Below are 25,656 nucleotides of genomic sequence, written 5' to 3' on the forward strand. Positions count from 1 at the left end.
CACCCGTCGCGGTCGGCTCCCACCCCCTATTCGAGGGGGAGGCGATGACGGCCCGGCACGCCGCTCACCTGGCCACCCTCGTCGGCGTGTCCGGGCGTACCCGGAGCGCACAGCGGTAAACGCGACGGGCGCGTCCGGTCGAGTCTGCTGGTCCCCGACTTCCGGGCTACGCTGGCCCCGGCACGCAATCTGCTCGCCGCGTCGGCGGATTGGGCGCCGGCGTCCGGCGCCACCCACGACAACGATGTCGCTCGCGTACCGCCGACGCCCCGTGTCCGGGTCTGTGGACTGACAGTGAGGATTCGAACAACGTGCATGAGCTCGAAAGTTTCTCCACTCGCACCGGAGGTTTCCGCAATGTCGTGGTGACCGCCGTCGAGATGACGACATCGATCGGTAAGGAGACCGAAAGCAGCTGGCAAGCCCTGCTTTCCGGCACCAGCGGCATCAAAACCCTCACCGATCCGGAAATTGTGGACAAGCAGCTGCCGAATGCCATCGGCGGCAAGCTCATTCACGACCCGACCCATGATCTGGAACGCGTCCGCAAGCGCCGCATGTGCTACGTGCAGCAGATGTCGTACGCGATGGGCAAGCGGCTGTGGAAGAACGTCGGCGAGCCCGAGGTCGACAAGGACCGGCTCGGCGTGATCATCGGCACAGGTCTCGGCGGCGGCGACACCATCGTCGAGGCCAACGACGCCATGCGCGCGGGCGGCTACCGGAAGGTGTCGCCGTTCGCCGTGCCGATGAGCATGCCCAACGGCGTCTCCGGGGTGGTCGGCCTGGAGATCGGTGCGCGGGCCTGCGTGGTCACGCCGGTCTCGGCCTGCGCCTCGGGCAACGAGGCACTCGTACACGCGTGGCGCTCGATCGTGCTCGGCGAGGCCGACATGATCGTCGCGGGTGGCGTCGAGGGCTACATCAACCCGATGGCGATCGCCGGATTCTCGATGGCGCGGGCGCTCAGCTCCCGGATCGACGAACCGGAGAAGGCCTCCCGCCCGTTCGACCGCGATCGCGACGGATTCGTCTTCGGTGAGGCGGCCGCGCTGCTGCTGCTGGAGTCCGAGGAGCACGCGCTGGCCCGCGGGGCGAAGCCGCTCGCGCGGCTGCTCGGCGCCGGTCTGACCGCCGACGGCTACCACATGGTCGCGCCCGACCCCGAGGGCCTGGGCTGCGCGCGGGCCATGCGGCGCGCCATCCAGACCGCGGGGGTCTCCGCCTCCGACGTCGACCACGTCAACGCGCACGCCACCGGCACCGGTCTCGGCGATCTGGCGGAGGCCAAGGGGATCGCCGCGGCGATCGGTAACCATCCGACGGTGTACGCGCCGAAGTCGGCGCTGGGTCACTCCGTGGGCGCGGTCGGCGCGCTGGAGGCGATCATCTCCGTGCTGTCCCTGCGCGATCAGGTGATTCCGCCGACGCTCAACCTGGACAACCAGGATCCCGAGGTCGATCTCGACGTGGTGCACGACAAGCCGCGCTACGGCAATGTCGAGTTCGCGATGAACAACTCGTTCGGCTTCGGCGGGCACAACGCCGCGGTGCTGTTCGGAAAGTACTGAATTACAAGACGTCCGGGAGGGCGCGTCGTCTCAGACGGAGATCATGCCGTGGCGACGCGCTGCTCGTCGGCGTGCTCGGCGGCGCCGACCAGCTCGTCGAAGCGGGCGATCACCTTCGCGTGGTACATCCCGAACAGATCCTCGAACAGCGCCAGCTGCGACTCCGTCGGCCCGGAGTCGGACTCCCACACCGCGGCCAGGCCGCGCCAGATCAGCACGTGCAGATCCGGCGACACGGCGTAGAACGCCTCCACCGCCTCCGGGACCTCGAGCACCATCTCGCCGATGGAGTTCAGCACCGCGCGCTGCATGGTCTGGCCGAGCGCGGTGACCAACCGGCGCACCAGGCCCAGTTCGATGGTGAACAGGCGATAGCGGTCGGGATTCTCGGTGCGCGCCAACGCTTCCAGCTCATCGATGGCGACCTTCAGCTCGGCCGGATCGTGGCCGTGCTCGTCGTGGGTGTAGGACAGCAGCGCGCCCAGGACGATGCCGCGCTCCTCCTCGACGATGTTGGCGAACATCTCGGCCGCGATCTCGGGGGTGTCCATCGACATCCGGAACAGCCGCCGGAACACGTCGACACCGCCGTCGGCGCGCACGTCGCGGATGGTGAATCCCTTGCCGCGGTGCGCATCGACGAAGCCGTAGGACTCCAATCGGCCCAGAATGAGTTGTGCGGTAGCCCTGTTGAGGTTGAACTCCTCGGCGACCTGGCGAACAGACGGCATCAGGTCGCCGGGGGCGTACTGCCCGGACGCTACGCGACGAGCAAGCGCGTCGGCGACGTCGGCGACGACCGTCTGGGCTCCCATCATGTCACCTTTCCACAACTTTCGGATACGTCCCAGACAGTCTAAGCTCTCATGTGCCAAACTGCACGTGCGTTCATCGGTGGGGACGCGCACACGATGAGGTGGTAGATGCCGGTCCGACGCGTGGGTGAGCCATCGAACGGCAACCGTTCCGATGGCGGCAAGCGCGCGTTCACCCGGCGTCCCAACGGAATTCCGCCGGTGCGCAAGACGGTCCGCAACGCCAAGCTCGCCGCGCTTCCGGTCGCCTACGCCGGACGGCAGGCCGCCGGCGCCGGTCGTCGCGCGCTGGGCCGACCCGCCGCCGAGGTCGAACTCGACATCCAGGTGCGCACCGCCCAGCACATCTTCGAGGTGCTCGGCGAGCTGAAGGGGTGCGCGGCCAAACTCGGTCAGCTGCTGTCGATCTACGAGCTGGCGCTGCCGCCGGAGCTGGCCGCGCCCTATCGGACGGCGCTCGCGCAGCTGCAGGACTCGACCCCGACGATGCTGCCGGACGCCGTGCGCCGGGCCATGGCGGCCAGCCTCGGCGACAGCTGGCAGTGGTACTTCCGCGAATTCGACGCCCGCAGCGCCGCCTCCGCGTCGATCGGTCAGGTGCACCGCGGGGTGTGGCGCGACGGGCGGCCGGTCGCGGTCAAGGTGATGTTTCCCGGGGCCCGCGCGTCGGTGCTGTCGGATCTCGAGCAGTTGCGCCGAATCTCGTTGCTGGCCACCGTCTTCGTGCCCGCCGCGGACGTCAAGTCGGTGACGGAGGCGATCTGCGCGTGCGTGGCGGACGAGCTGGACTACGCGGCCGAGGCCGAGTACCAGCGGGTGTTCGCCGACGCGTACGCCGACGATCCGGACTTCTTCGTGCCCCGGGTGATCGCCCAGGACGGCGATGTGGTGGTCGGCGAATGGGTCGAGGGCACACCGGTTTCCCGCCTCATCGCCGACGGCCCGCAGTCCGAACGCGATCGGGTCGGCCTGCTGATCGTTCGTTTCCTGCTGTCGTCGTGGCGGCGCACCGGATACCTCTACACCGACCCGCATCCCGGGAACTTCCGGATCATGCCCGACGGGCGCCTCGGCGTGCTCGACTTCGGGGCGTGCACCGCCTGGCCCGGCGCCGGATTCGACGAGCTGGTCCGCGATATCTGCGGCGGCGCCGTCAACGGCGACGCCGCCGAATTCGAGGCCGCCTTCCGCCGCCACGGATTCGTCGACGCCGACCGGGGTTTCGACGTCGCCGCGGCGCACCAGGCGATGGCGGCGGTCTGCGAGCCCATGGTGGCCCCCACGTTCCGGCTCAGCACCGACTGGCTGCGCCGCCAGGTGCGCCGCGCGCTGAACCCGCAGCTGTCGAACGTGAACCGGCAGTTGACGATGCCCGCGGAGTTCACGCCGTTCGCGCGGGCGATCCTCACCGCGCTGGGCGTGGTCTGCCAGCTCGGGACCGAGGGGTCGATCCGCGACGAATTCGTGCGCGGCTCACCGGAACTCGCCTCGGAGATCGCGCGCTACGACCGGCTGCACGCGCAGCCCACCGACCTCGCCGTCGCGCGGCAGCGGCGCGCGGGCGGCGGACCCGCCCGCCCGTGGTTCTCGATCGTCGGCTGACGTCGCGTCATTGACAGTTCCGGCCACACCGGCACGATGGCGACCCAGACAGACCGCCCACTCCGTTATCATCAGCACGCGGGGCCAGGGCGCACGGTGACCGGCACAGGCAGCCGGACCTTCCACTCGTGCTTCGAACGACGGACCGCTCGTGAACCGTTCAACACCAGGGGGTGTCGGCTGTGTCCACGCGAAAGTACTGGGGCGCAGTCGCTTCGGCGACTGCGATCACCGCGGCCACCTTGTCGGCCGCCTCGGCGCCCACCGCGCAGGCGGCGCCGGACTGCCCGGATATGTATGTCGTCGCCATCCCCGGCACCTGGGAGACCTCGCGCGCCGAGCCCCGGGAGGGCATGCTGTCGGCGGTCACCGACGGGCTGCCGGGCAATATCCGCACCGACTACGTGCACTACGCGGCCACCGCATTGCCCTGGGAGGGTGACGTTTACGGCCGCTCCAAGCAGGAGGCGTTAGACGGCGCCCGCTGGCTCGTGGGCGATATGTCGCGGCAGTGCGGCGCCGCGACCAAGATCGCGTTGATCGGCTACAGCCAGGGCGCCGATGCCGCCGGCGACCTCGCCTCGGAGATCGGCACGGGGCTCGGCGTGGTGCCGCCGGACCGGGTGGCCGCGGTCGGCCTGCTCGCCGACCCCCGGCGCTCACCCGCCGACGCCACAGTGGGCCCGGCGGTGGCGGGCGCCGGAGCGGGCGGGCCGCGAGTGAGCGGATTCGGCTGGGTGAGCCCGCGGGTCCGCAGCATCTGCGCCGTCGGAGACCTCTACTGTTCCACGCCGCCGGACGATTTCGCCGCGCGCTTCGCCGGGTTCTTCGCCCAGATGTCGGCCCCCGATCCGGGCCTGGCCGGTCGGTATCAGGCGCAGGCCCAGGCGATCATCGACGACCTCATGGCGGCGGGCGGGCTCCCGACGCTGCAGGGGCAGTTCAGCGACGGCGCCAATGCCGAACGGATGCAGCAGCTGCAGGATTTCAACGACTCGGCCGTGCACCAGAGCTACGCGTCCTACGTCGTCGACGGCTCCGGCACCACCGCGACCGCCTGGCTGCGCCGCTGGCTCATCGACGCCTCGCGCTGAGCGGTAACCACCAGTTCCAGCGGCCCAGCAGGCGCATGAAGGCCGGGACGAGCACCATGCGGACGACGACCGCGTCCAGGGTCACCGCGACGGCCAGCGCGAAGCCGATCTGCTTGAGCTCCAGCACATTCGCGGTGAGGAAGCTGCCGAAGATCACCACCATGATGGCGGCCGCGGCGGTGATCGGGCGCGCGGTGTGCTCGATACCCTCGGCGACGGCGGCTCGGTTGCCGGCGTCCGAATGGTCGGCGGCCGCGTCCCAGCGCTCCTTCATCCGGCGGATGAGAAACACCTCGTAGTCCATCGACAGCCCGAACAGGATGACGAACACCATCACGGGCAGGAACACCTGCAGATACCCGGCGCTGTGGAAGCCGAGCAGCGATTGTGCCCAGCCCCACTGGAATACGGCGACGGTCAGCCCCAGGGCGGCGCCGGTCGCGAGCAGGTTCATCGCGATCGCCTTGAGCGGCAGCGCGATACTGCGGAACGCGGCGACCAGGAACGCGAACGAGACGATCAGCACGAACGCGATCACAGCGGGCAGTTTGCGGGTGATCTCGGCGGAGAAGTCCACGATGCCCGCGTTCACGCCGCCGACCGCGACCCGCACCCCGTCCATCTCGCGGGCCCGCTCGCGCAGATCGGTGACGAGCCGGTCCGTCTCGGGATCGTCCATGGCCGTCTTGGGCACGACCGCGACCGCCACGCGACCGTCGGAGCGGCGCTGCAGCGCGGTGGCGACACGCTCGTCCTTCCCCGTGGCCGCGACGAACCGATCCAGCTCGGCCGCGCCGTCCGCGCCGAGCGGTCCGCCGCTCGGCGCCGTCGCGATGATCTCGATCGGTGCCATCGTTCCCGGCGGAAACTTGTCGGCCAGCACCTGCGCCGCCTGGCCCGAGGGCCGGTCGCCCAGATTGTCGATGCCCATGTTCAGCCCGTAGTCGATCTTCAGGATCGGCAGCGCCGCGAGCACCAGCACCGCCGTCGCACCGGCGCCGAACAGGATCGGGCGGCGCATCACGGCCTGCGCCCACCGGTACCAATTGCCGTGGGCGGCAGCGCGTTCGCCGCGCATCGACGCCGGTCGGAACCGCGCGGGCAGGGCGCCGCGGTTCACGGCGGGGCCGAGTTGCGCCAGCAGCGCGGGCAGCAGGGCGACGGCGACGACGACGACGAGCGTGCACACCACCGCGATGGACACCGCCAGCGCGAGGCCGCGGAAGGTCGGCGACCCGATGATGACCAGGGCGACCACCGCCACCGCGACGATCACGCCCGAGGCCAGCACGGTGCGTCCGGCCGTGTTCATCGCGACGCCGACCGCCGTGGCGACGCCGGGATCCCGGCGATCGGTCACCCCGGCGCGCACGAGTTCCTCGCGGAACCGGCTGACCACGAACATGGCGTAGTCGATGCCGATCCCGAGGCCGATCATCGACGCCAGCGACGTCATCAGCACATCGACGCCGGTGAACAGCGACACCACCAGCAGTACGCCGTTGGCCAGCAGGATGCCCGCCAATCCCACGCCCACGGGAATCGCGGCGGCCACCACCGCGCCCAGGGCCACCACCATGATCAGCAGCGCCACCGGGAGGCCGATCATCTCCGCGCGCGCCAGGTCGGCCTTCTCCACGACCACGAGATCGTTCTGGACGGCGGTGAATCCGCTGAGCCCTGCCCGGATGTCGCCGGTGTCGACGGTGCTCAGCGCGTCGTGCACCCGGGCCACCCGATCGGCGCGCTCGGGGCCGGTGCCCGTGACACCGACGACGGCGAAGGCGGTGTGCCGGTCCGGCGCGATCTGCCCCAGGCCGTCGAAAGGCCCGGTGACGCCGGCGATTCCGTCGAGGTCGCGAATCTGGGACAGCACGTCCGAGACGGCGCGGCGGTATTCGGGGCTGTCCACGGTCGTTGCGGCGGAGTCGAACACCACCACGTCCTGTTCGTCGCCCAGCTGTGGGAAGTACTGGCGCGCGAGCTCTCCCGCCTCCAGGAATTCGGCGTGGTCCGGATTGAAGTCCGGCGCCTGCACCCGCGAGTCGAGCACGGGGTAGGCCACCGCACAGGCCGCCATGATCGCCAGCCAGATACCCAGCACCAGCCGCCGATGCCGCGCCACCGCCACACCCCACCGATGCGCCATGCCCAGCCGGCGGTCGGCCACCAATTCCGTCACGACCACGATGCCGCGCACCTCCACCGTTCTCCCTGCGGCACACCGTGCCCGGCCCTGCGGGCGCACACCTCACCGGCCTCTGCGAGCCCGACATGTTGTGAGACGTCCCGACCGGCACGGCGTTGCCGCCCCTTCGACCTGGACGCTACTGCGTCCCCGCGGTGGCCGACAGGTACCCAGGTGTGAGGCGTAACCAATACCCCGGTAGGAGACCGCCCGGTCACTGGTCGAAGGCGATGTGGATGTGGGGGGATTCGGGAAGGGTCTGACAGGCGAGGGTGAGCCCGGCGTCGATCTCGTCGTCGAGGAGGGCCTCGCGGGCGACCATGCGGGTGCGGCCGCGGCGGACCGTGCACACGCAGGTGCCGCAGGCGGATTCGCGGCACACGTAGGGGGCGTCGAGGCCGTGGTCCAGGAGGACGTCCAGGAGGCGCTTGGTGCGGGGCCAGTCGAAGGTGTAGGTGCGGCCCTCGAATTCCACCTCGGCTACCGCATGGTCGGCGTCCGGAAGAGTCCGACCGGTGGCGCCTCGGTCGATTCGCACGGGTGGGTCGCCGTCGGTCCTAGCGGGTCGGGCATCTTCGAACGGGTTCTCCGACAGCGATCGATACTCTTCGATGCGGATCCGGTGTTGCGGTATCCCCAAGCACGCCAATGCTTTACGAGCGACGTCCAGGAATCCCGGCGGCCCGCACGCGAAGCATTCTCCACTACCGTGCCCCTGCGCCAGTGCGGCGAGACCGCGCGCGCTCGGCATGCCGCGGTCGGATTCCAGCCAGTGCAGCACCGTCAGACGGCCGGGAAACTCCGCCGCCAGCTCCTCGAGCCGATCCGCGAAGATGATCGAGCCACGGTCCCGGTTGGCGTAGAGCAGTACCGCCCGCCCGCGCCCGGCGTACAGCACGGATTTCACAATGGACATGACCGGCGTGATACCGCTGCCGCCCGCGCACAGCAGCACGTCGCCGTCCAGCGAGCGCGGCACACAGCTGCCCGACGGTTCCAGCACGGTCAGTACCGATCCCGCAACCACGTTGTCGCACAACCAATTCGAGGCATAGCCTCCGGCGCTGCGCTTGACGGTCAGCACCGGCCGCGGATCGTGGTGCGGACTGCTCGACAGCGAGTAGCACCGCGCCACCGAGCCGGTCCGTTCACTGGGTACCCGCACCGTCAGGAATTGTCCTGGCGCATAGGCGAATCGGCCGGTGAGATCGTCGGGTATGTCGAGTACCAGCGAGACCGTGTCCGCGGTCTCACCGATCACCTCGACGACCTTCACTTCGTGCGCGCGCATTCGGCCCCTCCTCCACGTACTCCCCCGCGACGGTCACTTGACGCGATCGGCGAGAGTGCCTTCGGCGCCGAACAATTCGCGCTCCCACCGCCGCACCAGCTCGGCGGTGTCGAGATCGTCGGGATGGAATCCGGGCCGCAGGTACCGGGCCAGGTCGACCATCAGGCCGCGCAGCAGCGGACCCCGGTACACGTCGAGCGCCTGACGCGTCACCGCGATCGGGCGCCACCCGCTCGGATCGGTGAGGATCGACAGCAGCACGGCGACGCTCACCCCCGGAATGGTGATCGCGTAGAACAGCGCCATCACCCCGATCCGGGTCCGCTCGTCTCCCCCGACCGCGCGGTACACGTCGAAGGCCACCGACTTGTGTTCCAGTTCCTCGAGCGCGTGCCAGTTCAGCAGGCTACGCACCTCCGGCGCCATCGGAATCGACTGCAGCTCTTCACTTGTCAGCACCCGTAGTGCCAGCATCGTCGTGTAGTGCTCGGCGGCGGCCGTCCCGGCCAGGTGCACCGATGCGGGCAGCATCCGCTCCAGCCGGACGATCACCCGCTGCCGCCGGCTGTCGGGATCGAACGTGAGCAGCCGCACCACCGGGTAGCCCATCGCCGCCAGCTTCTCGTTGAGCGCGCGATGCTGGTGGCCGTGCATGGCCTCCTGCCCGATGAACCCGGCGACCCGCTTCTTCAGCACGGGATCGGTGATCCGGTCGGCATAGCGGCGCACCGACCGGATGAACGATTCCTCCCCCGGCGGAAACGCCCCCGACAGCAGCGCGGTCAGGTGGCTCATCACGATATCGCCCTCGACGAAGTGATGGCTCATAGGCGGGGGCCCGCCGAAGCGGAACCGCATGCGGCGCACCTTCGGGTACGCGGTCTTGATCTCGGCGGCAGTCATGACGGCATTCCTCTACTTCACGCGATCGGTGAGTTCGCCACCGGCGCCGAACAATTCGTGCTGCCAATGCTCGAGCAGCGCGCCGGTGTCGATATCGTCGGGATGGAATCCGGGCCGGGCGTACCGCGCCAGATCCCACACCAGGCCGCGGAACAGTGGCCCACGGAACAGGTCGCGCGCCTGCCGGGCGAGGGCCACGGGCTGTCGCCGGGCGACCGGATCGGAGCCCAGCGAGGTGGCCAGGCCGACCATCGTCAGCGGATAGGCCAGCGCCAGCATCACGAGCATGGTCAGGATGCGCGTGCGCTCGGTGCCGCCCGCGGCGACGAAGACGTCGAAGGCTACCGACTTGTGTTCCATCTCTTCGAAGGCGTGCCAGTTGAGCAGGTGCCGGATCTCGGGATCCATGGGGATGGCCTGGATCTCGTCGCTGGTCAGCACGCGTTGCGCGAGAATGGCGGTGTAGTGTTCGGCGGCGGCCGTCGCGGCCAGGTGCACCAGTTCGGGCAGCCGCTGCTCGAATCGGATCTGCCGTTCGCGCCCTGGGCCTTTCGGATCCAGCCACTCGATGGGATAGCCGAGCTCGACGAGCCGGTCGTTGAGCCGCCGGTGCTCCTGGCCGTGGGTGGCCTCCTGGCCGATGAACCCGGCCACGCGCTTCTTCAGCACGGGATCGGTGACGCGGTCGGTGACTCGGCGCACCGATCGGATGAACGACTCCTCCCCGGCCGGGAAGCCGCCGGACAGGCCCGCCACGAAATGGCTGAAAACCATGTCCCCCTGGACGAAATACCTGTTCACCGCGCCCGGATCGGCGAAGCGGAAGCGCATGCGCCGAGCCTTCGGGATCGTCGTGGCGTATCGATTCTCGGTCATGGCAGCATCGCCACCCTTCATCGAACTGGAAGTACCCAGTACCGCTGGTTCGGATATCTGCCAGGGTAAGACTGTCTGGGACGCACTGCAAGGCCCGGCTGGACAACAGCACTCCGGCCGGGGCCTACGAGACAGCGAAAGGATCCGGCATGGCTATGAGATGGCTTGTCCGCAGAGGGATTCGGTGGTTTACGGCACGAGGGACTCGTCCGCCTCCACGACCACGCCACGCGCGCGCAACGCCGCAGCCAGTGCGCCCCAGACGATTACCGTCAGCTCGTCGACCAGCCGCTCGCGGTCGATCGTGGGTGCGTCCAGCCAGCGCAGGACGCCGATGCCGACGGCGCCCAGCAGCGCGTCGCTCAGGTACTCGATGTGCTCGCCGTCGCCCCCGCGGCTGGCGATGATCTCGGACAGCAGGTTGGCGAACAGGTCCGCCACCGGCCTCCCGCCGTCGATCAGCTGTGCCGCCGACCGATCACCCAGGTGCGAACCGACCAGGAAGCGAAACAGGTTCGGCCGTTCGGCAACCAGGTCCACGTAGGCCGCCAGCGCGGACCGCACCGTCGCCCCCGCGGTCCCGCCCAGCTCGAACCGCGGCGACAGCCGTTCCAGCATCAACTCCTGCACCCGCTGGGCGACCACGGCGAACAGCTCGCTCTTATCGCCGAAATGGCGGTAGAGCTTGGGTTTCGGGACGCCGGCCGTGCGGGCGATATCGTCGACGGAGACGTCGGGGCCGTACCGCTCGACCGCGCGCACAGTCGCCTCCACCAGCCGGGCCCGCACCGCCGCGCGATGCTCGCGCCAGCGGTCCGACCGCGCATCCCCGGTCGGTTCGGGCAGATCCCGCACGCTGATCGTCATCCCACCAATGATATTCGCGCGGGCCGCCGCGTCCCGCCGTACCGCGGGGCGCACATGTCAATAGGGGGTGCCGTCTCGTGTTCTTCTCGAAACCCTTGTAGTGCAACAGATTTCAACTACCCGACCCCGCCCACCTCGGCAATCTCACAGCTCGAGACGCGGCGACCACATCCAATATGAACTTTGCGAAACGAATCTACCGAAACGGGTCATCACAACGACCGGGATCTCGTACTGTACCGACCGGTAACACGTACGCGGGGGCGGCTTTGTGATGAGGGTTCGGTGATGCAGCTGATGGATGCTGTCGAAGTTGCCCAGCTGCCGGAGGATCCCGTCGGCCGCAGACGCGCCTGGGCGTTCTGGTCGGGCCTGGCGGCCACGGTCGCGGGTGCCGCGCTGCACCTTCCGATGTATCTGATGGCGCGGGATATGGGCTATCACATGGCGGGGATGCCGATGGACAACGCCATGATCAGCGGGATGGTCCTGATCGTGGTCGGCCTGGGGTTGACCACCTACGGGCTGTTCCCGCGCAAACCGGTGCACGACGAGGTGGCCCGGATGCGGGTCCGGGCGCTCGACGACGCGCCGATCAACAAGGTGCACGTGCTGCTGATGCTGGTGATGGCCGCCGCCATCACGATCGACGTCATGAAGCCGACGACGCTGTCGTTCGTGGTGCCCGGCGTCGGCAGCGAATACCACCTGCGCACACCGTCGAATCCGAACGTGGACGCGCTGCCGGTGGCGCTGCTGCCGCTGTCGGGGATCGCCGGCACGGTGCTCGGCTCGTTCCTGTGGGGCTGGCTCGGCGACCGGATCGGGCGCAAGGCGGCGATCCTGCTGGCCGGGATCTTCTTCGTGGGCACCGCCATCTGCGGCGCCATGCCCAGCTTCGAGTGGAACGTCGCGATGTGTTTCATCATGGGGCTCAGCGCGGGCGGCATGCTGCCGATCGCGTTCACGCTGCTGTCGGAGACGATTCCGGCCCGCCACCGCGGCTGGCTGCTGGTCCTCATCGGCGGCGATATCGCGGGCGCCTACGTTCTCACCAGCTGGCTGTCGTCGACGATCGGCGAGACCTACAGCTGGCGCAGCATGTGGCTGCTGGGGCTCCCGACCGGGTTGCTGCTGGTGCTGCTCGTCCGCTGGATTCCGGAATCGCCCCGGTTCCTGCTCGCCGTCGGCCGCCACCGCGAGGCCGAGCAGGTGCTGCGCACCTACAACGCCGAGATCGTGCCCGCCGACCAAGCCGCCCCGGAGCCGGAAGACCGGGTGCGCAGCGGATTTCACCAGTTGCTGCGCCGCCCGTTCCTCGGGGTGACGGTCGTGCTCTCGCTGCTGGGCCTCGGAGTCGGGTTGGTCACCTACGGATTTCAGCTCTGGCTGCCGACCAACCTGCGCGATCTCGGGTTCAGCGGCGTGACCGCCGACCGCATCCTGCGCGATTCGGCGCTGGTCGGATTCCCGCTCAACTTCCTGGTCGCCTACTGCTATCACCGGTCCACGAAGTGGACGCTCATCGTCCTCAGCGCTCTGCTCGCGCTCACCCTGGGCGGGTTCATCGTGCTCGGCGACCAGGTGGCCGACCACCGGCTGCTGCTGAATGCCCTTCTCGTGGTGCCGATTTGGGGTTCCAGCTCGATCGTTGCTGTTATCGTCGCCTATGGTGCCGAGGTCTACCCGACCCGGATCCGTTCCCGCGGCAGCGGCGTCGCGGCGGCCATGACCAAGGCCGGCGGCGTCGGGGTCATCGCGCTGGTCGCGCTGGCCTTCGCCACCCCGTCGATCAGCGTCATGGCGATCATCAGTGCGCTCCCCGTGGCCCTGGCGGCGGCCGCCGCGGTGGTCTACATCGTCGAGACCCGCCGCCGTTCGCTCGAAGACATCACGGCCGAGGAATTGCAGGTGGCAACAGCATGACTGGAGCAACAGCGCCGGTGCCGGATCCCGGCCTACCCGGCTCGTTACGAGATCGACTGATAGAGGCGACAATTCAGCTCCTCTCGTCCGAGGGGCTGGGATCATTGACGGTGCGACGAGTGTCGCGGATCTGTGAAGTGTCAACCATGGCGATTTATTCCAACTTCAGCGGCATGCCCGGACTGCTGCGCGCGGTCGGCTCGGTGGGCTTCGCGCAGCTCAACACGCGGCTGGAGGAGTGCGCGATCAGCGATGACCCGATCACCGACATCCTGGTGCTGGGCTTCATCTTCCGCGACGAGGCGCTGCGCAAGCCGGAGCTGTTCCGGCTCATGTACACCACCGACTCGCCCAAGGCCGAGGTCAAGCTGAACCGCGGCAATATCCTGTCCGGATCCGGCGACTCCGATTTCGAGAACTTCGCCGAGAGCTTCGACCATGTGGTGCGCGCGACCCAGCGCGCCCTCGACGCCGGACTGCTGCACGGCACCAATCCCCGCGCGGCGGCCGCCCAGTTCTGGACCGGGCTCTACGGATTCATCCAGCTCGATATGGCCGGGCTGTACGGCGAGGCGGGCATGAGCGAGGTGCTGCTGCCCTCGATAGTCAACATCCTCATCGGGATGGGCGCCGACCCCGAGCGGGTGCAGGAGTCGGTCACGCGGGCCGTGCAGCGTGTGCTCTGGACCGCGTCGGTGCCGTAACGCACTGTTGCGCAACGGGTTCGGCGGGCTCATCGAGCCCTCCGCGCCCGACCGCGCGTGCGGCGCAGCCGGACTCCCATCCGCTGCCAGCGCGCCACGAACCGCTCGCCGAACCCGTTGCGCTTGGGCAGCAGGCCCAGCTGCAGCAGTAGCTCGTTGAGGTCCCAGGTCGCCTTGCTGCGCCAGATCCGGCCGTCACGGAACTGCCAGATGTCCACCACCATCAGGTCGAATTTCCTTCCGGTACCGGCGAATCCGGGCGGATCGATCGGGCCGAGGTGGGTGCCCGTCATCCGCCACGGCACGATCGCGGCGCGGCCGTCCGCGGTCAGGGTCGGCTCGAACACCAGGCTGTAGGACACGTCCGGGAACGAGCGGAACGTGTCGCGGACGAACTTCGCCACGCCCGCGCGGCCTACGATCAACTCCTCCTCCGACGGGTCCAGCCACCGGGTGTCCTCGGTGACGCAGTCGGCCACCGCCCCGGCGTCACCGGCGTTCCATCCCGCGATGTAGCGGTCCACGAAGCCGCGCAGCCAGTCCTGGTCGGTCACCGGCTCGGCGTCCGGGTCGAGGGCGAATTCACCGGAGTTCATGGCGCCGAAGGTACATCCATAACAATGTCATGCGCGGCAATAACGCTGTCATTGGTGCAATAACAGCGTCATCCGGATTATGACGGTGTTATCGGAAAAATTCGGCTAGGGGGTTGCCTTCCCGCCGTCTGGACTAATAACGATGTCACCTGCAAATAACACCGTCAGGGCACTGGTGGATAACAGTGTAATTGGCCATCATCATGCCCAAATACCTGCCTGACAGGGACTTTTGCCAATTCTGCCCATCGCGCTGATCTTCGAATCTATGCTGTCATATCGTTCGGAGAAACATACTTTTGGGATGCAGTTGTTCAGCCTCGCACCGCTCGGTGCAGATATTCAGGGGACCGCGCAATGTCCGATGTAGCCATCGTGGGGATCGGCTGCCGCTTTCCGGGCGGCATCGACGGTCCGGACACGTTCTGGGACTTTCTGATCGGCAGGGGTGACGGCATCGTCGAGGTACCGCCGGACCGGTGGAGCCTGGACAAGTTCTACGATCCGGACCCCGACGCCCCCGGGCGCATGTACACCCGCCACGGCGGATTCCTCGCCCAGTCGCTGTGGGAGTTCGACGCCGACTTCTTCGGGATCTCGCAGCGCGAGGCGTCGATCATGGATCCGCAGCAGCGGCTGCTGCTCGAGGTCGCCTGGGAGGCCCTCGACGACGGAGGCATGGCCGGGCGCATCTCCGGGCGCGACATCGGCGTCTTCGTCGGCGGCTTCATGATGGACAATGCCGTGGGGCGCAACGTGGTTCGCCACGCGATCAACAGCCACACCCCGACCAGCTCCTCGCACACCCTGCTGTCGGCCCGCATCGCGTTCCTGCTGGATCTGCACGGTCCGACCATGACCATCGACACGGCGTGCTCCTCGTCGCTGGTGGCGCTGCACCAGGCCGTGCAGTCGCTCGCGGCGGGCGAGTGCGGCGCGGCCATCGTGGGCGGCACCAACGCCATGCTGCAGCCGGAGACCTTCATCTCGATGTGCAAGGGCCGCTTCCTGGCCGTCGACGGCCGGTGCAAGTCCTTCGACGCCACCGCCGACGGCTACGGACGCGGGGAGGGCGCTGGTGCGGTCATCCTCAAGCCGCTGGATGCGGCCATGCGCGACGGTGACCGCATCTACGCCGTGGTCCGCGGCAGCGGCGTCAACCAGGACGGCCGCACCCTGGCCATCCCGGTGCCCAATCCCGTTGCGCAGGAACGGCTTGCGCGCCGGGTGCAGACCCTCGCGGGGGTCGGCGCGCACGAGATCGGGTACGTCGAGGCACACGGAACCGGCACGCCGGTCGGCGATCCCATCGAACTGAAGGCGCTCGGGAGCGTCTACGGCGCGGTCGAGGGCCGCGACGAGCCGCTGCCGGTCGGCTCGGTCAAGACCAATATCGGCCACACCGAGGCCGCGGCGGGCGTCGCGGGCGTCATCAAGGCCGCCCTCACCGTCCACCACGGCACCATCGCCCCGCATCTGCGGCTGGACAACCCCAACCCGGACATCGACTTCGAGGGGCTGCGGCTGCGGGTCCCGATGGCACCCGAACCGCTGCGGCGACCGCTGGTGGCGGTCAACAGCTTCGGCTACGGCGGCACCAACGCCCACGCCCTCATCGGGCCCGCGCCCGCCAATGGAAGGGCGGGTAAGGCCGAGTCGGGCAAGCACACGCTACCGATCCTCCCGCTGTCGGCCCGCAGCGACACCGCGCTGCGCACGCTCGCCGCGGAGTTGGTCGCCGAGGACCTGCCCGTCGAGCAGCTCACCTCGGCCGCGTGGGTGCGGCGGGCGCATCATCCGCTGCGCACGGCGTTCCGGTACACCGATGCCGCCGACTTACGTTCGCAGCTGGCCGAATTCGCGGCCGGCGGCGGTCAGGTGCCCGCGCGGGCGGTCGCCGAGGGCGGCACCGATCCGGTGTTCGTCTACAGCGGTATGGGCCCGCAGTGGTGGGCCATGGGACGCGAACTGCTGACCGCCGACGGGCCCGCCGCCGAGGTCGCCCGCGAGGTCGACCGGGAGTTCGAAAAGCTTTCCGGCTGGTCGATTCTCGACGAGATGCTGCGCGACGAGGACGGCTCGCGCATCGCCCGCACCGAGATCGCGCAGCCCGCGAACTTCCTGCTGCAGGCGGCGCTCACCGCGGACCTGGCCGCACGGGGTATCCGGCCCGCGGCCGTCGTGGGGCACAGCGTCGGCGAGGTCACCGCGGCCTACGTCTCCGGCGCGCTCACGCTCACCGAGGCGGTCACCGTGAGCTATCACCGCTCCCGGCTGCAGGCCACGACGGCGGGCACCGGCGCCATGCTGGCGGTCGGGCTGTCGGAGGCCGAGGCCCGCGAACTGCTGACCGATATCGAGGGCGTCGATGTCGCCGCGATCAACAGCCCCTCCGCGGTCACGCTCGCCGGTCCCGCCGAGACGCTGGCGGGGATCGCCGAAAGGCTCACGGCCGACGGCGTTTTCGCCCGGGTGCTGCGGGTCGAGGTGCCCTACCACAGCCACCTCATGGACCCCATCCTCGACGAGCTGCGGACGGTGCTGGCACCGCTCGCCGCCGCCGACACCACGGTGCCGGTGTATTCGACGGTGACGGCGGAGCCTGCGACACAGCAGGACTGGAACGCCGACTACTGGTGCCGCAACGTGCGCGACTCGGTCCGCTTCGCCGACACCGTCGACGCGCTGCTCGGCGCGGGACATCGGGTGTTCCTCGAGGTCGGGCCGCATCCCGTGCTCAGCGGCAGCATCCGTGAAATCCTGTTGCAGCAGGGCATTTCGGGAAATGCGGTGGCGACGCTGCAGCGCGGCGGTGACGACCGCGAGAACCTGCTGATCGCGATCGCCGAGCTGTACCGTGCCGGAGCGCTGGACAGCGAACGACTCCCCCGCCCGGTCGACACCACCGCACCGCACATCGCGCTGCCCCGCTATCCGTGGCAGCGCCGCCACGTCTGGACCCAGGAGCCGGAGACGCGCCTCGACCGGCTGGGCACGCCGGACGGATACGCCATGCTCGGCGACCGGATCGCCGCCGTGGCGCCGGAATGGGAAGTGCAGCTGTCGGTGTCGAACCTGCCGTGGCTGCGCGATCACGTCGTCGCCGGTGCGGTGGTGCTGCCCGGCGCCGCATATCTGGACGCGGCGCTGAGCGCGGTGGCCACCCGGACCGGCCGCGAGTCGTTCGGCCTGGAATCGGTGGAGTTCGTCAGCCCCCTGGTCGTCGACGAGCACGATGTCCCGGTGCTGCGCATCGCCGTGGAGGAGACGACGCGGCGGTTCACGGTCCGTTCCCGGCCGGGCGCCGCGGCGGACTGGACGATCAATGCCTACGGCCGCCTGATCGAGGCCGACGTGGACGCCACCACCGTGGACGTCACGCCACCGGCCGACGCGGGGCGCGTCCCGGCCGACACGCTCTACGACAGCATGATCGAGCACGGGCTCACCTACGGGCCCGATTTCCGCCTGCTGCGCACGGTCTGGGTCGGCCCGGACGGCGTTGTCGCCCATATCGGTACGCCGGAGACCGACACCGCACACCGGCACCTGGCGCACCCGGCCGTCATCGATGCGGCCCTGCAGTGTTTCGCCGCGCTCTACGCCAGCACCGCCGCCCAGCACGGTGCGGGCGCCGCGGACGTGGTGATCCCGGGCGCGATCTCGGGCGTCCGGTGGACGGGCCCCATTCCGGACAACCCGGTGGTGGTCGTCACCCGCGACCCGGACGACCCGCTGCGTGCGGACATCCGAATCGCCTCCGCCGCAGGCGCTGTCGCGCTGTCGCTGACCGGCGTGCAGTTCCGCACCCTCACACCGCCGCGGCCCCTCACCGATCAGCTGGACGAGCTCTATTACGAGCCCGTGTGGGAAATCGTGTCCGACACGGCGGAACCCGCGGCACCGGCCCTGCCCGTCGAGGAGGAGGCGCTGGTCGTGATCAACCTCGGCGCCGAGATCTCCCAGCGGGCCAAGGAGATCGCCAGCACCCGCACCGGCGACCTCGTCACCGTCGGCGACCACGCCTCGGCCCTGGGCAGCGAGCAACTGTTCGAACTGCTGCGCGGCAATCACGCACGGCCGGGCATCCAGCGGCTCCGGATGGTCGTGGTCGCGAGCACCGACCTGGACGGCACACAGAATGTGTACGGGCTCGCCCAGGTGGCGCAGGCGGTGAAACGTCTGCTGTCCCTGGACGATTCGACGCCACACGATGCCGCCGACGCAGCGCCCGCGGATATCCGCGCCGTCGTCGTCACCGAGAACGCGTTGTGCCTGCCCATCGACCGATTCGCCCGGCCCGAACACGCGGCCCTGGCGGGTGGGCGGCGCGAGTTGCTCAACGAGCTGCCGTCGGGCCAGTGGCGGCTGGTCGACACCGAGCCGGGCTCCGCCGCCGCGGACATCCTGGAGCAGGTCTATGCCGACACCCTCGTCGACGAGGTCGCGTTGCGCGCCGGGGCGTGCTGGACGATCCGCTGGCGCCACACCCTCGGCTCCCATCTGGCCCGCTGGGACGTCCCCGCACCGCTCACCGATCCGAATCGTTCGTTCTGCCTGGACATTCCGCGTTCCAGGCTGCTGCCGGAGCTCGCGCTGCGCACCACCGACCGGGTCGCCCCGGGGCCCGACGAGATCGAGATCCGCATGCAGGCGGTCGGCCTCAACTACAAGGACACCCTGAAAGTACTCGGCGTGCTCACCGAGCGGGAGCTCGACGGCACGTTCTTCGGCACCGAGATCGGCATGGACGGCTACGGCGTCGTCGAACGCGTCGGCAGCGACGTCACCGGGATCTCCCCCGGCGACGAAATCTCCGTCGTGGCACCGGGAATCGTCCGCCGCTACGTCACACTGCGCCCCGACACCGGCGCGACGACCGCGATGGACATCTTCCCGCCCGGCACCTTCGATCCGCTGCACTGCACGTCGGTGATGCCGCTGTTCACCGCCGAGATCGGCCTGGGCGAGCTGGCCCGGGTGCGGCCGGGCGAGACGGTACTGGTGCACGGCGCGGCCGGTGGCATGGGCATGGCCGCGGTCCAGGTGGCGCTGCGAATGGGGGCGCGGGTCATCGCCACGGCGGGCACCGCCGAGCGGCGCGACCAGGTACGGGCCCTCGGCGCGCACGAGGTGCTGAACTCCCGGTCGGTCAGCTTCGTCGACGAGGTGCTGCGCCTGACCGGCGGGGAGGGCGTGGACGTCGTCTACAGCTCCGCGCCCGGCGAAATCCTGCAGCAGAACTTCCGGGTGGCAGGCGAATTCGGGCGCATCGTCGATATCGGCAAGGCCGACATCTACGGGTCCGGCGCGATCGATCTGCGGCCGTTCGACCGGAACCTGTCGTTCTTCGCCGTCGATATCGACCGCATCCTGGCCCGGCGTCCCGAGCAGGTGCGTCACGCGGCCCGCCGGGTGGTGGACGCGATGTTCCACGGCGAGTACACGGCCCTGCCCAACACCGTATTCGGGCTCGACCGACTCACCGAGGCCTTCGAGACGGTGGCCCGCTCGGCCCAGATCGGCCGCGTCGTGCTCGATCTGCGGGAGGAGCAGCCCGCGGTGCGGCACATCCCCCGCGACGTCGAGATCGATCCCGCCGCAAGCTATCTCGTGACCGGCGGATTCGGCGCCTTCGGCCTCGCCACCGCCCGCCACCTGGTGCGCGCCGGCGCCCGGCACCTGGTGCTGGCCGGGCGGCGCGGCGCCACCACCGACGCCGCCCGCGAGCAGCTGGCGCAGTTCGCCCGCGAGGGCGTCGAGGTGCGCGAGGCGCGCCTCGACGTCGCCGACTACGACGCGGTGGCCGCGCTGGTGGCTTCCATCCAGTCCGGCAGTGCGCCGTTACGCGGGGTCATCCACGCCGCGGGCGTGGTCAACAACACCGAGATCCCGGAGATCACCGCCGAATCGCTGCGCGAGATCTTCGAGCCCAAGGTGGCCGGTGCGCTCAACCTGGACCGCGCCACCACCGACGCCGGGGTCGAGCTGGACCTGTTCGTGCTGTACGCCTCGGCCAGCGGCATCGCGGGACTGTCGCCCCAATTGGGTTATGCCTCCGCCAACTCCGTGCTCGACGCGCTGGCCTGGACGCGGCGGGCACAGGGCCGTCCGGCGATCTCGGTGGACTGGGGCTTCATGCGCGGCGACGGCGGCATGGCCGATTCCCAGGCGGTGTCGCGGTATGCGGAGATGACCGGATACGGCTCGCTGGACATGGATTTCGCCACGGTGCTGCTGTGGGAGTGCCTGCGGCTGGACGTGCCGCAGTGCGCGGTGCTCGACATCGACTGGGCGCAATGGGCCCTCGCCCACCGCTCCTCGGCGAAGTCCCCGCGATTCGTGGAACTGGTCACGGCGGCCGGTGGCGGCGGCACCGGCGGGCTGCGCACCGAGATCCTCACCATCGACAGCGAACAGCGCGGCGAGGTGGTCGCCTGGCTGCTGGCCGAACAGCTCGCGACCGTGCTCGGCGTCGACGCCGACACCGTGGACCTGGACACCCCGACCAGCGAACTCGGCCTGGATTCGCTGATGGCCATGGAATTCGGTGCCCGCGTGGTGAAGAGCCTCGGCGTGAAGATGTCGGTGCTCTCGATCGGCGCCGGACTCTCGCTCGGCGGCCTGGGCGCCAAGATCGCCGCGCAGATCGCACAGGAAGAAGCAACAACGACGACGACCGAACCGACGGCAGCGTGAGGAATCGCCCATGACGACCGACGCGCGCGCACTGGCGCGCTCCCTGATGTCCAAACACGACCCGGACGGCAACGGGTCCGCCGCCGCGGCGACGGCCACCGCGGCACCCGACTCACCGGCCACGGCCCGGCCGACCCTGGACACCGCCTTCCGCGATCACCCCGGCGTGGTCGAGGCCACCGAGAAGTGGGCACGGTTCGACACCTGGGCCCGCGGGGCCGGGGTGATCAACCCGTATTATCTGCCGCACGAGGGCATCAGCGGGCCGGTGACCCGGTTCGCGGGCCGGGATATGTTGAACTTCAGCAGTTTCGGCTATCTCGACCTGGCCGCCGAACCCCGCGTGCACGCGGCCGCGGTCAAGGCCATCGAGCAGTACGGCACCTCCGCGGCCGCCGTCCGGCTGGTCGCCGGTGAACTGCCGCTGTACGGAGCGCTCGAGTCGGAGATCGCCCGGATCTACGACACCGACGCGGCCATCGTGACCGCCAGCGGCTTCCTCACCAATGCCGCCGCGGTGGGCTTCCTGCTCGGCAAGCGCGATATCGCCGTGTGCGATTCGCTCATCCACAACAGCATCATCCAGGGCACCGAGTGGGCCGGGTGCAAGCGAGTCACCTTCCGGCACAACGATCCCGAGTCGCTCGAGGCGATCCTGTCCATGTCGCGGCGCAGCTTCGAACGGGCGATGGTGCTCATCGAGGGCGTCTACAGCATGGACGGCGATATCGTGCGACTCCCCGAAATCATCGAGGTGGCACGGAAATACGACTGCTCGATCATGATCGACGAGGCGCATTCGTTCGGCGTGCTCGGCGAGCGCGGGCTCGGCGTGCGCGAGCACTTCGACCTGCCCGGCGACGCGGTCGACGTCTGGATGGGCACGCTGTCGAAGGGAATCGGCAGCGTCGGCGGATATCTCGCGGCCAACCGGGAACTGGTCGACGGCTTCAAGTACTCCGCCTCCGGCCTGAGCATGTACACCGCCTCCCCCGCGCCCTCGGCCGCGGCGGCGGCGCTCGAGGCGCTGGCCGTACTGCACGACGAGCCGGAACGCGTTGCGGCGCTGCGGCACAACTCCGAGTACTTCTACCGGCGCGCCGGTGAGCTCGGCTTCGACACCGGCAACGGGCAGGGCACGCCGATCACCCCGATCATCACCGGCGCCGACGAGCCCGCCGTGCGTGCCTCGATGGAACTGCTGGAACACAACGTGATGGCCAATGCCATCGGCCATCCCGTCGTCCCGGCGGGTGAGGCCCGGCTGCGGTTCTTCATCAACTGCCGCCACACCGAACAACAGCTCGACCACGCGTTGAACACCGTGCGTGCGGTGTTCGACGGGTTCACCGAACAAGAGGGGCAACATTCGTGAAGCTACCGCCGAATCTACTGCGAAAAGCGCTGGTGCCGTTGGTAGCACTGGCATTGATGACGATCCTGTTCGTCCCGGCCCGCTCGGCCATGGTCGCGCCGAACGAGTACAGCGCCGAGGGCCAGGTGGCCAGCGGCTTCCACTTCACGCCGATGCCGATCGCGCTGCCGCCGGGCCTGCCCGAGAACAAGATCCGCCATATCGAGCCGCGGTACCAGCACATCGACGGCTGGATGTCGTCGGTCAACTCCGCGATCGCGATCAACGATATCGACGGCAACGGCCGCGCCGACGACCTGTGCCTGGTCGATTCCCGGTCCGACAAGGTCATCGTCACCCCGACCCCGGACAGCGACACCAGCCGGTACGCGCCGTTCGTGCTCGAGGCGGGCCCGCTGCCCGTCGACGGCGAGACGATCCCGGCCGGATGCGTGCCGGGCGATTTCGACCACTCGGGCCGGATCGGCCTGATGGTCTACTACGGCGGCCGCACGCCGATCATCCACCTGCCCAAGCCGGGCGCGAAGAAGCTGGACAACAACGCCTTCCGGCCGGTCGAGACGGTGACCCCGCCGGCCACCCCGGACGGCAGCTACCAGGGCCCGCGGTGGTTCACGCTGGCCGCCAGCGTCGCCGACTTCGACGGCGACGGCAATACCGACATCTACCTCGGCGACTACTTCCCCGACGGCGATTTCATCGGCCCGAACGGCAAGGACAGCCTCACGCTGAACGAGTCGTTCTCCAACGCCACCAACGGCGCCCAGGACCACATCCTGACCTTCCAGGGCAGCACCGGCGGCCCGGAACCCAGCGCGACCTACCGCGAGGTGGTCGGCGCGCTGCCGGAGGGCAAGGACCGCGGCTGGACGCTCGGCTCGGCGACCCAGGACCTCACCGGCGACCAGCTGCCGGAGTTGTTCGTCGCCAACGACATGGGCATGGACCGGATGTTCGTGAACAACTCGACACCGGGCCACATCCAGTTCGGGCTCGCCGAGGGCGAACGCGGACCGACCGACCCCAAGTCGTATGTGCTGGGCCGTGATTCGTTCAAGGGCATGGGCGCCGACTTCGCCGACCTCAACGGCGACGGCCGCACCGACCTGTTCGTCAGCAATATCGCGCAGCGCTGGGGCACCGTCGAGGGCAATCAGGCGTTCATCAACACCGCGGCCGACCCGAAGGACGCCGCCGCCAAGATGTCCGCGGGGGTCGCACCGTTCGAGAACCGCGCGACCGAGAACGGCACGGCCTGGAACGGCTGGGGCTGGGACGCGAAGGTCGCCGACTTCGACAACAGCGGGCGCCCGCAGATCGTGCACACCAACGGCATGATCAAGGGCGAGACCACCCGCTGGCCGCAGGTGCAGGAGCTGGCGACGATGAACGACAACTTCGGCCCCTACCCGTGGGCGTGGCCGAAATTCACTGGGAAGGCCGATATTTCGGGTAACAACCGCATCGGCTTCTTCGCCCAGGATGCCGACGGCAAGTTCATCAACATCTCCCCCGCTCTCGACATCTTCGACCGCACGCCGACCCGCGGCGTCGCGGTCGGCGATCCGACGGGCACCGGAACCCTCAGCTTCGCCGTGGCCCGGCAGTGGGAGGCACCGGTCTACTACCGCAACGACGCACCGCGCCAAGGCAAATCGCTGTCGCTGCAGTTGCTGAACCCGGCCGTCACCGCGGCGCCCGGCGCCACCACGCTGGCGGGCAAGCCGATCCTCGGGTCCCCCGCGCTCGGCGCGGAGGTCACCGTCACCACCCCGGACGGCAAGGCCCACGTGCAACAACTCGACGGCGGCAGCGGCCACGCGGGCAAGCGCTCCACCGATATCCATCTCGGCCTCGGCGACGTCGATCCCGATGCCGCGCTGCCGGTGCGGCTCACGTGGCGCGACAACCGCGGCGCACCACACACCCAGGAGCTTCAGCTGAAGCCGGGCCAGCACACTCTCATTCTCGACTCGGATGCGCGGGAGGTGCACCAGTGAGTGTCGAAGGAAACGGCCGACCGGCCGATGACAAACCAGCCACCGGTATCGAAGGCAACGGGTCCGCGGCCGCCGCGGGCAACGGATCATCGTCCGCCACAGCGACTCTCACGCCGGAGGCCCCGGCGGAGAAGACCTTCCGCCAGAAGTGGCTGGGCGTGAACAAGGAGGGCCGCGACCCTCGCTATCTCGCCCTGCGCAACTTCGCGGCCTCGCTCACCTTCTTCAACATCGTGGGCTTCCTGTTCCTCGGTTTCGAGCAGCCGTGGCTGTGGCCGTTCCTGGCCGCGGGCACCGCCTACGCGGTCGAACTGGCCCTGGAGACGCTGGCGGCGTGGGCCTATCGGCGCCCCGCCGCCTACCGGGGCAACGGCCTGCGCGGGCTGCTGGTGTTCCTGATGCCCGCGCACATCACCGGCCTCGCGCTGAACTTCCTGGTGTACGCCGGTGACACCTTCCTGCCCGTGGCATTCGGTATCACCGTCGCGGTCGGCGCGAAATGGGTGCTGCGGGCGAAGATCAACGGGAAGATGAAGCACTTCATGAACCCGTCGAACTTCGGCATCGTGATCGCGCTGCTGGTGTTCCCGTTCTTCTCCGTGGTCGGCCCGTACCACTTCCTCGAGTTCGTCTCCGGACCGGTCGACGCGCTGCTGGTGCTGGGGCTGCTGATGGCGGGCACCATGCTGAACGCCAAGCTGACCAAGAAGACGCCGCTGATCATGGCGTGGCTCGGCGCCTTCGTGCTGCAGGCCGTCGTGCGCGGGCTGCTGGACAGCGACATCTCGATCATCGCGGGACTGGCGCCGATGACCGGTATCGCGTTCGTGCTCTACTCCAACTACATGATCACCGACCCGGCCACCACGCCGTTCAAGAAGCGCGACCAGATCGCGTTCGGCGCCACGGTGGGCATCATGTACGGCGTCTGCATGGCCCTGAACGTGTCGTTCGGCCTGTTCTTCGCCCTCGTGATCGTCTGCGCGGCGCGCGGGATCTTCTGGTGGTACCGCAATATTCGCGAATGGCTCGGCACCCGCGCGCCCGCCGCGGTCACCGCGACCGTCACCGAAAAGGCGGCACCGGAACCCGTGGCCGCGACGTCCTGACCGATCTCGTTCCGCCGCAACAGAATCGAGGAACACATGC

At 69.1% G+C, this 25,656-nt stretch carries 16 protein-coding genes; 9 read left to right on the top strand and 7 right to left on the bottom strand.

Features of this window, described 5'->3' with window-relative positions:
- Positions 1-311: 311 nt before the first annotated feature.
- On the top strand, positions 312-1,571 hold the full coding sequence (locus NM1_RS22675) for a KasA/KasB family beta-ketoacyl-ACP synthase (protein ID WP_068023136.1): 1,260 nt from the start codon (positions 312-314) through the stop codon (positions 1,569-1,571).
- Between the two features lie 41 nt (positions 1,572-1,612).
- Here NM1_RS22675 and NM1_RS22680 read toward each other — a convergent pair whose 3' ends face one another.
- Positions 1,613-2,386: a GntR family transcriptional regulator gene (locus tag NM1_RS22680; protein WP_068023238.1), complete on the bottom strand. Its 774-nt coding sequence runs from the start codon at positions 2,384-2,386 to the stop codon at positions 1,613-1,615.
- A gap of 108 nt (positions 2,387-2,494) precedes the next feature.
- Between NM1_RS22680 and NM1_RS22685 the strand changes: the two genes are divergently transcribed.
- Together NM1_RS22685 and NM1_RS22690 are read left to right on the top strand one after the other, a co-directional pair.
- Complete coding sequence (locus NM1_RS22685; RefSeq protein ID WP_084519916.1) at positions 2,495-3,988, top strand: ABC1 kinase family protein; 1,494 nt, start codon at positions 2,495-2,497, stop codon at positions 3,986-3,988.
- A 182-nt stretch (positions 3,989-4,170) separates the two neighbouring features.
- Positions 4,171-5,082, top strand: coding sequence for a cutinase family protein (locus NM1_RS22690; protein ID WP_068023137.1), 912 nt, complete (start codon positions 4,171-4,173; stop codon positions 5,080-5,082).
- Here the strand turns inward: NM1_RS22690 and NM1_RS22695 are convergent.
- The 5 genes from NM1_RS22695 to NM1_RS22715 all read right to left on the bottom strand — a co-directional run bounded on the left by NM1_RS22695 (position 5,063) and on the right by NM1_RS22715 (position 11,207).
- Entirely contained in the window at positions 5,063-7,288 is a 2,226-nt protein-coding gene (locus NM1_RS22695; RefSeq protein WP_246010677.1) for an MMPL family transporter, read from the bottom strand. The genes NM1_RS22690 and NM1_RS22695 overlap by 20 nt on opposite strands.
- Positions 7,289-7,484: 196 nt before the next feature.
- Positions 7,485-8,561 (bottom strand): ferredoxin--NADP reductase, encoded by a 1,077-nt coding sequence (locus tag NM1_RS22700; RefSeq protein ID WP_068023140.1) that lies wholly within the window; start codon positions 8,559-8,561, stop codon positions 7,485-7,487.
- 33 nt (positions 8,562-8,594) lie between these two features.
- The gene (locus NM1_RS22705; RefSeq protein ID WP_068023143.1) at positions 8,595-9,464 is read right to left on the bottom strand and encodes a metal-dependent hydrolase; all 870 of its coding nucleotides are present in this window, start codon (positions 9,462-9,464) and stop codon (positions 8,595-8,597) included.
- Positions 9,465-9,476: 12 nt separating this feature from the next.
- Complete coding sequence (locus tag NM1_RS22710; RefSeq protein ID WP_068023146.1) at positions 9,477-10,340, bottom strand: metal-dependent hydrolase; 864 nt, start codon at positions 10,338-10,340, stop codon at positions 9,477-9,479.
- 189 nt (positions 10,341-10,529) lie between these two features.
- A complete protein-coding gene (locus tag NM1_RS22715; RefSeq protein WP_068023245.1) occupies positions 10,530-11,207 on the bottom strand; it encodes a TetR/AcrR family transcriptional regulator in 678 nt (225 codons plus the stop codon).
- 288 nt (positions 11,208-11,495) lie between these two features.
- On the opposite strand from NM1_RS22715, the gene NM1_RS22720 reads away from it, so the two are divergent.
- Positions 11,496-13,133, top strand: coding sequence for an MFS transporter (locus tag NM1_RS22720; RefSeq protein WP_084519917.1), 1,638 nt, complete (start codon positions 11,496-11,498; stop codon positions 13,131-13,133).
- Entirely contained in the window at positions 13,130-13,837 is a 708-nt protein-coding gene (locus NM1_RS22725) for a TetR/AcrR family transcriptional regulator (protein WP_084519918.1), read from the top strand. Before NM1_RS22720 ends, NM1_RS22725 begins: the two co-directional genes overlap by 4 nt.
- A gap of 29 nt (positions 13,838-13,866) precedes the next feature.
- On the opposite strand, the gene NM1_RS22730 is transcribed toward NM1_RS22725, so the two are convergent.
- On the bottom strand, positions 13,867-14,433 hold the full coding sequence (locus NM1_RS22730) for an ester cyclase (RefSeq protein ID WP_068023155.1): 567 nt from the start codon (positions 14,431-14,433) through the stop codon (positions 13,867-13,869).
- A 357-nt stretch (positions 14,434-14,790) separates the two neighbouring features.
- On the opposite strand from NM1_RS22730, the gene NM1_RS22735 reads away from it, so the two are divergent.
- The 4 genes from NM1_RS22735 to NM1_RS22750 are packed head-to-tail and all read left to right on the top strand — an operon-like array spanning position 14,791 to position 25,616.
- On the top strand, positions 14,791-21,132 hold the full coding sequence (locus tag NM1_RS22735) for a type I polyketide synthase (protein WP_068023159.1): 6,342 nt from the start codon (positions 14,791-14,793) through the stop codon (positions 21,130-21,132).
- A gap of 10 nt (positions 21,133-21,142) precedes the next feature.
- The gene (locus NM1_RS22740; RefSeq protein WP_068023162.1) at positions 21,143-22,507 is read left to right on the top strand and encodes an aminotransferase class I/II-fold pyridoxal phosphate-dependent enzyme; all 1,365 of its coding nucleotides are present in this window, start codon (positions 21,143-21,145) and stop codon (positions 22,505-22,507) included.
- Positions 22,504-24,507 (top strand): CRTAC1 family protein, encoded by a 2,004-nt coding sequence (locus NM1_RS22745; protein WP_114699373.1) that lies wholly within the window; start codon positions 22,504-22,506, stop codon positions 24,505-24,507. Before NM1_RS22740 ends, NM1_RS22745 begins: the two co-directional genes overlap by 4 nt.
- Entirely contained in the window at positions 24,504-25,616 is a 1,113-nt protein-coding gene (locus NM1_RS22750) for an enediyne biosynthesis protein (RefSeq protein WP_068023165.1), read from the top strand. The genes NM1_RS22745 and NM1_RS22750 overlap by 4 nt, the downstream gene beginning before the upstream one ends.
- Positions 25,617-25,656: the final 40 nt, after the last annotated feature.

Source organism: Nocardia mexicana NBRC 108244 (genome assembly GCF_001613165.1).
In the GTDB taxonomy this organism is placed as follows: Bacteria; Actinomycetota; Actinomycetes; order Mycobacteriales; family Mycobacteriaceae; genus Nocardia; species Nocardia mexicana.

Coding starts and splice junctions, on each gene's coding strand:
- NM1_RS22700 (WP_068023140.1), bottom strand. CDS start 8,561: ATGCGCGCGCACGAAGTGAAGGTCGTCGAGGTGATCGGTGAGACCGCG.
- NM1_RS22680 (WP_068023238.1), bottom strand. CDS start 2,386: ATGGGAGCCCAGACGGTCGTCGCCGACGTCGCCGACGCGCTTGCTCGT.
- NM1_RS22685 (WP_084519916.1), top strand. CDS start 2,495: ATGCCGGTCCGACGCGTGGGTGAGCCATCGAACGGCAACCGTTCCGAT.
- NM1_RS22710 (WP_068023146.1), bottom strand. CDS start 10,340: ATGACCGAGAATCGATACGCCACGACGATCCCGAAGGCTCGGCGCATG.
- NM1_RS22715 (WP_068023245.1), bottom strand. CDS start 11,207: ATGACGATCAGCGTGCGGGATCTGCCCGAACCGACCGGGGATGCGCGG.
- NM1_RS22705 (WP_068023143.1), bottom strand. CDS start 9,464: ATGACTGCCGCCGAGATCAAGACCGCGTACCCGAAGGTGCGCCGCATG.
- NM1_RS22740 (WP_068023162.1), top strand. CDS start 21,143: ATGACGACCGACGCGCGCGCACTGGCGCGCTCCCTGATGTCCAAACAC.
- NM1_RS22725 (WP_084519918.1), top strand. CDS start 13,130: ATGACTGGAGCAACAGCGCCGGTGCCGGATCCCGGCCTACCCGGCTCG.
- NM1_RS22735 (WP_068023159.1), top strand. CDS start 14,791: ATGTCCGATGTAGCCATCGTGGGGATCGGCTGCCGCTTTCCGGGCGGC.
- NM1_RS22720 (WP_084519917.1), top strand. CDS start 11,496: ATGCAGCTGATGGATGCTGTCGAAGTTGCCCAGCTGCCGGAGGATCCC.
- NM1_RS22730 (WP_068023155.1), bottom strand. CDS start 14,433: ATGAACTCCGGTGAATTCGCCCTCGACCCGGACGCCGAGCCGGTGACC.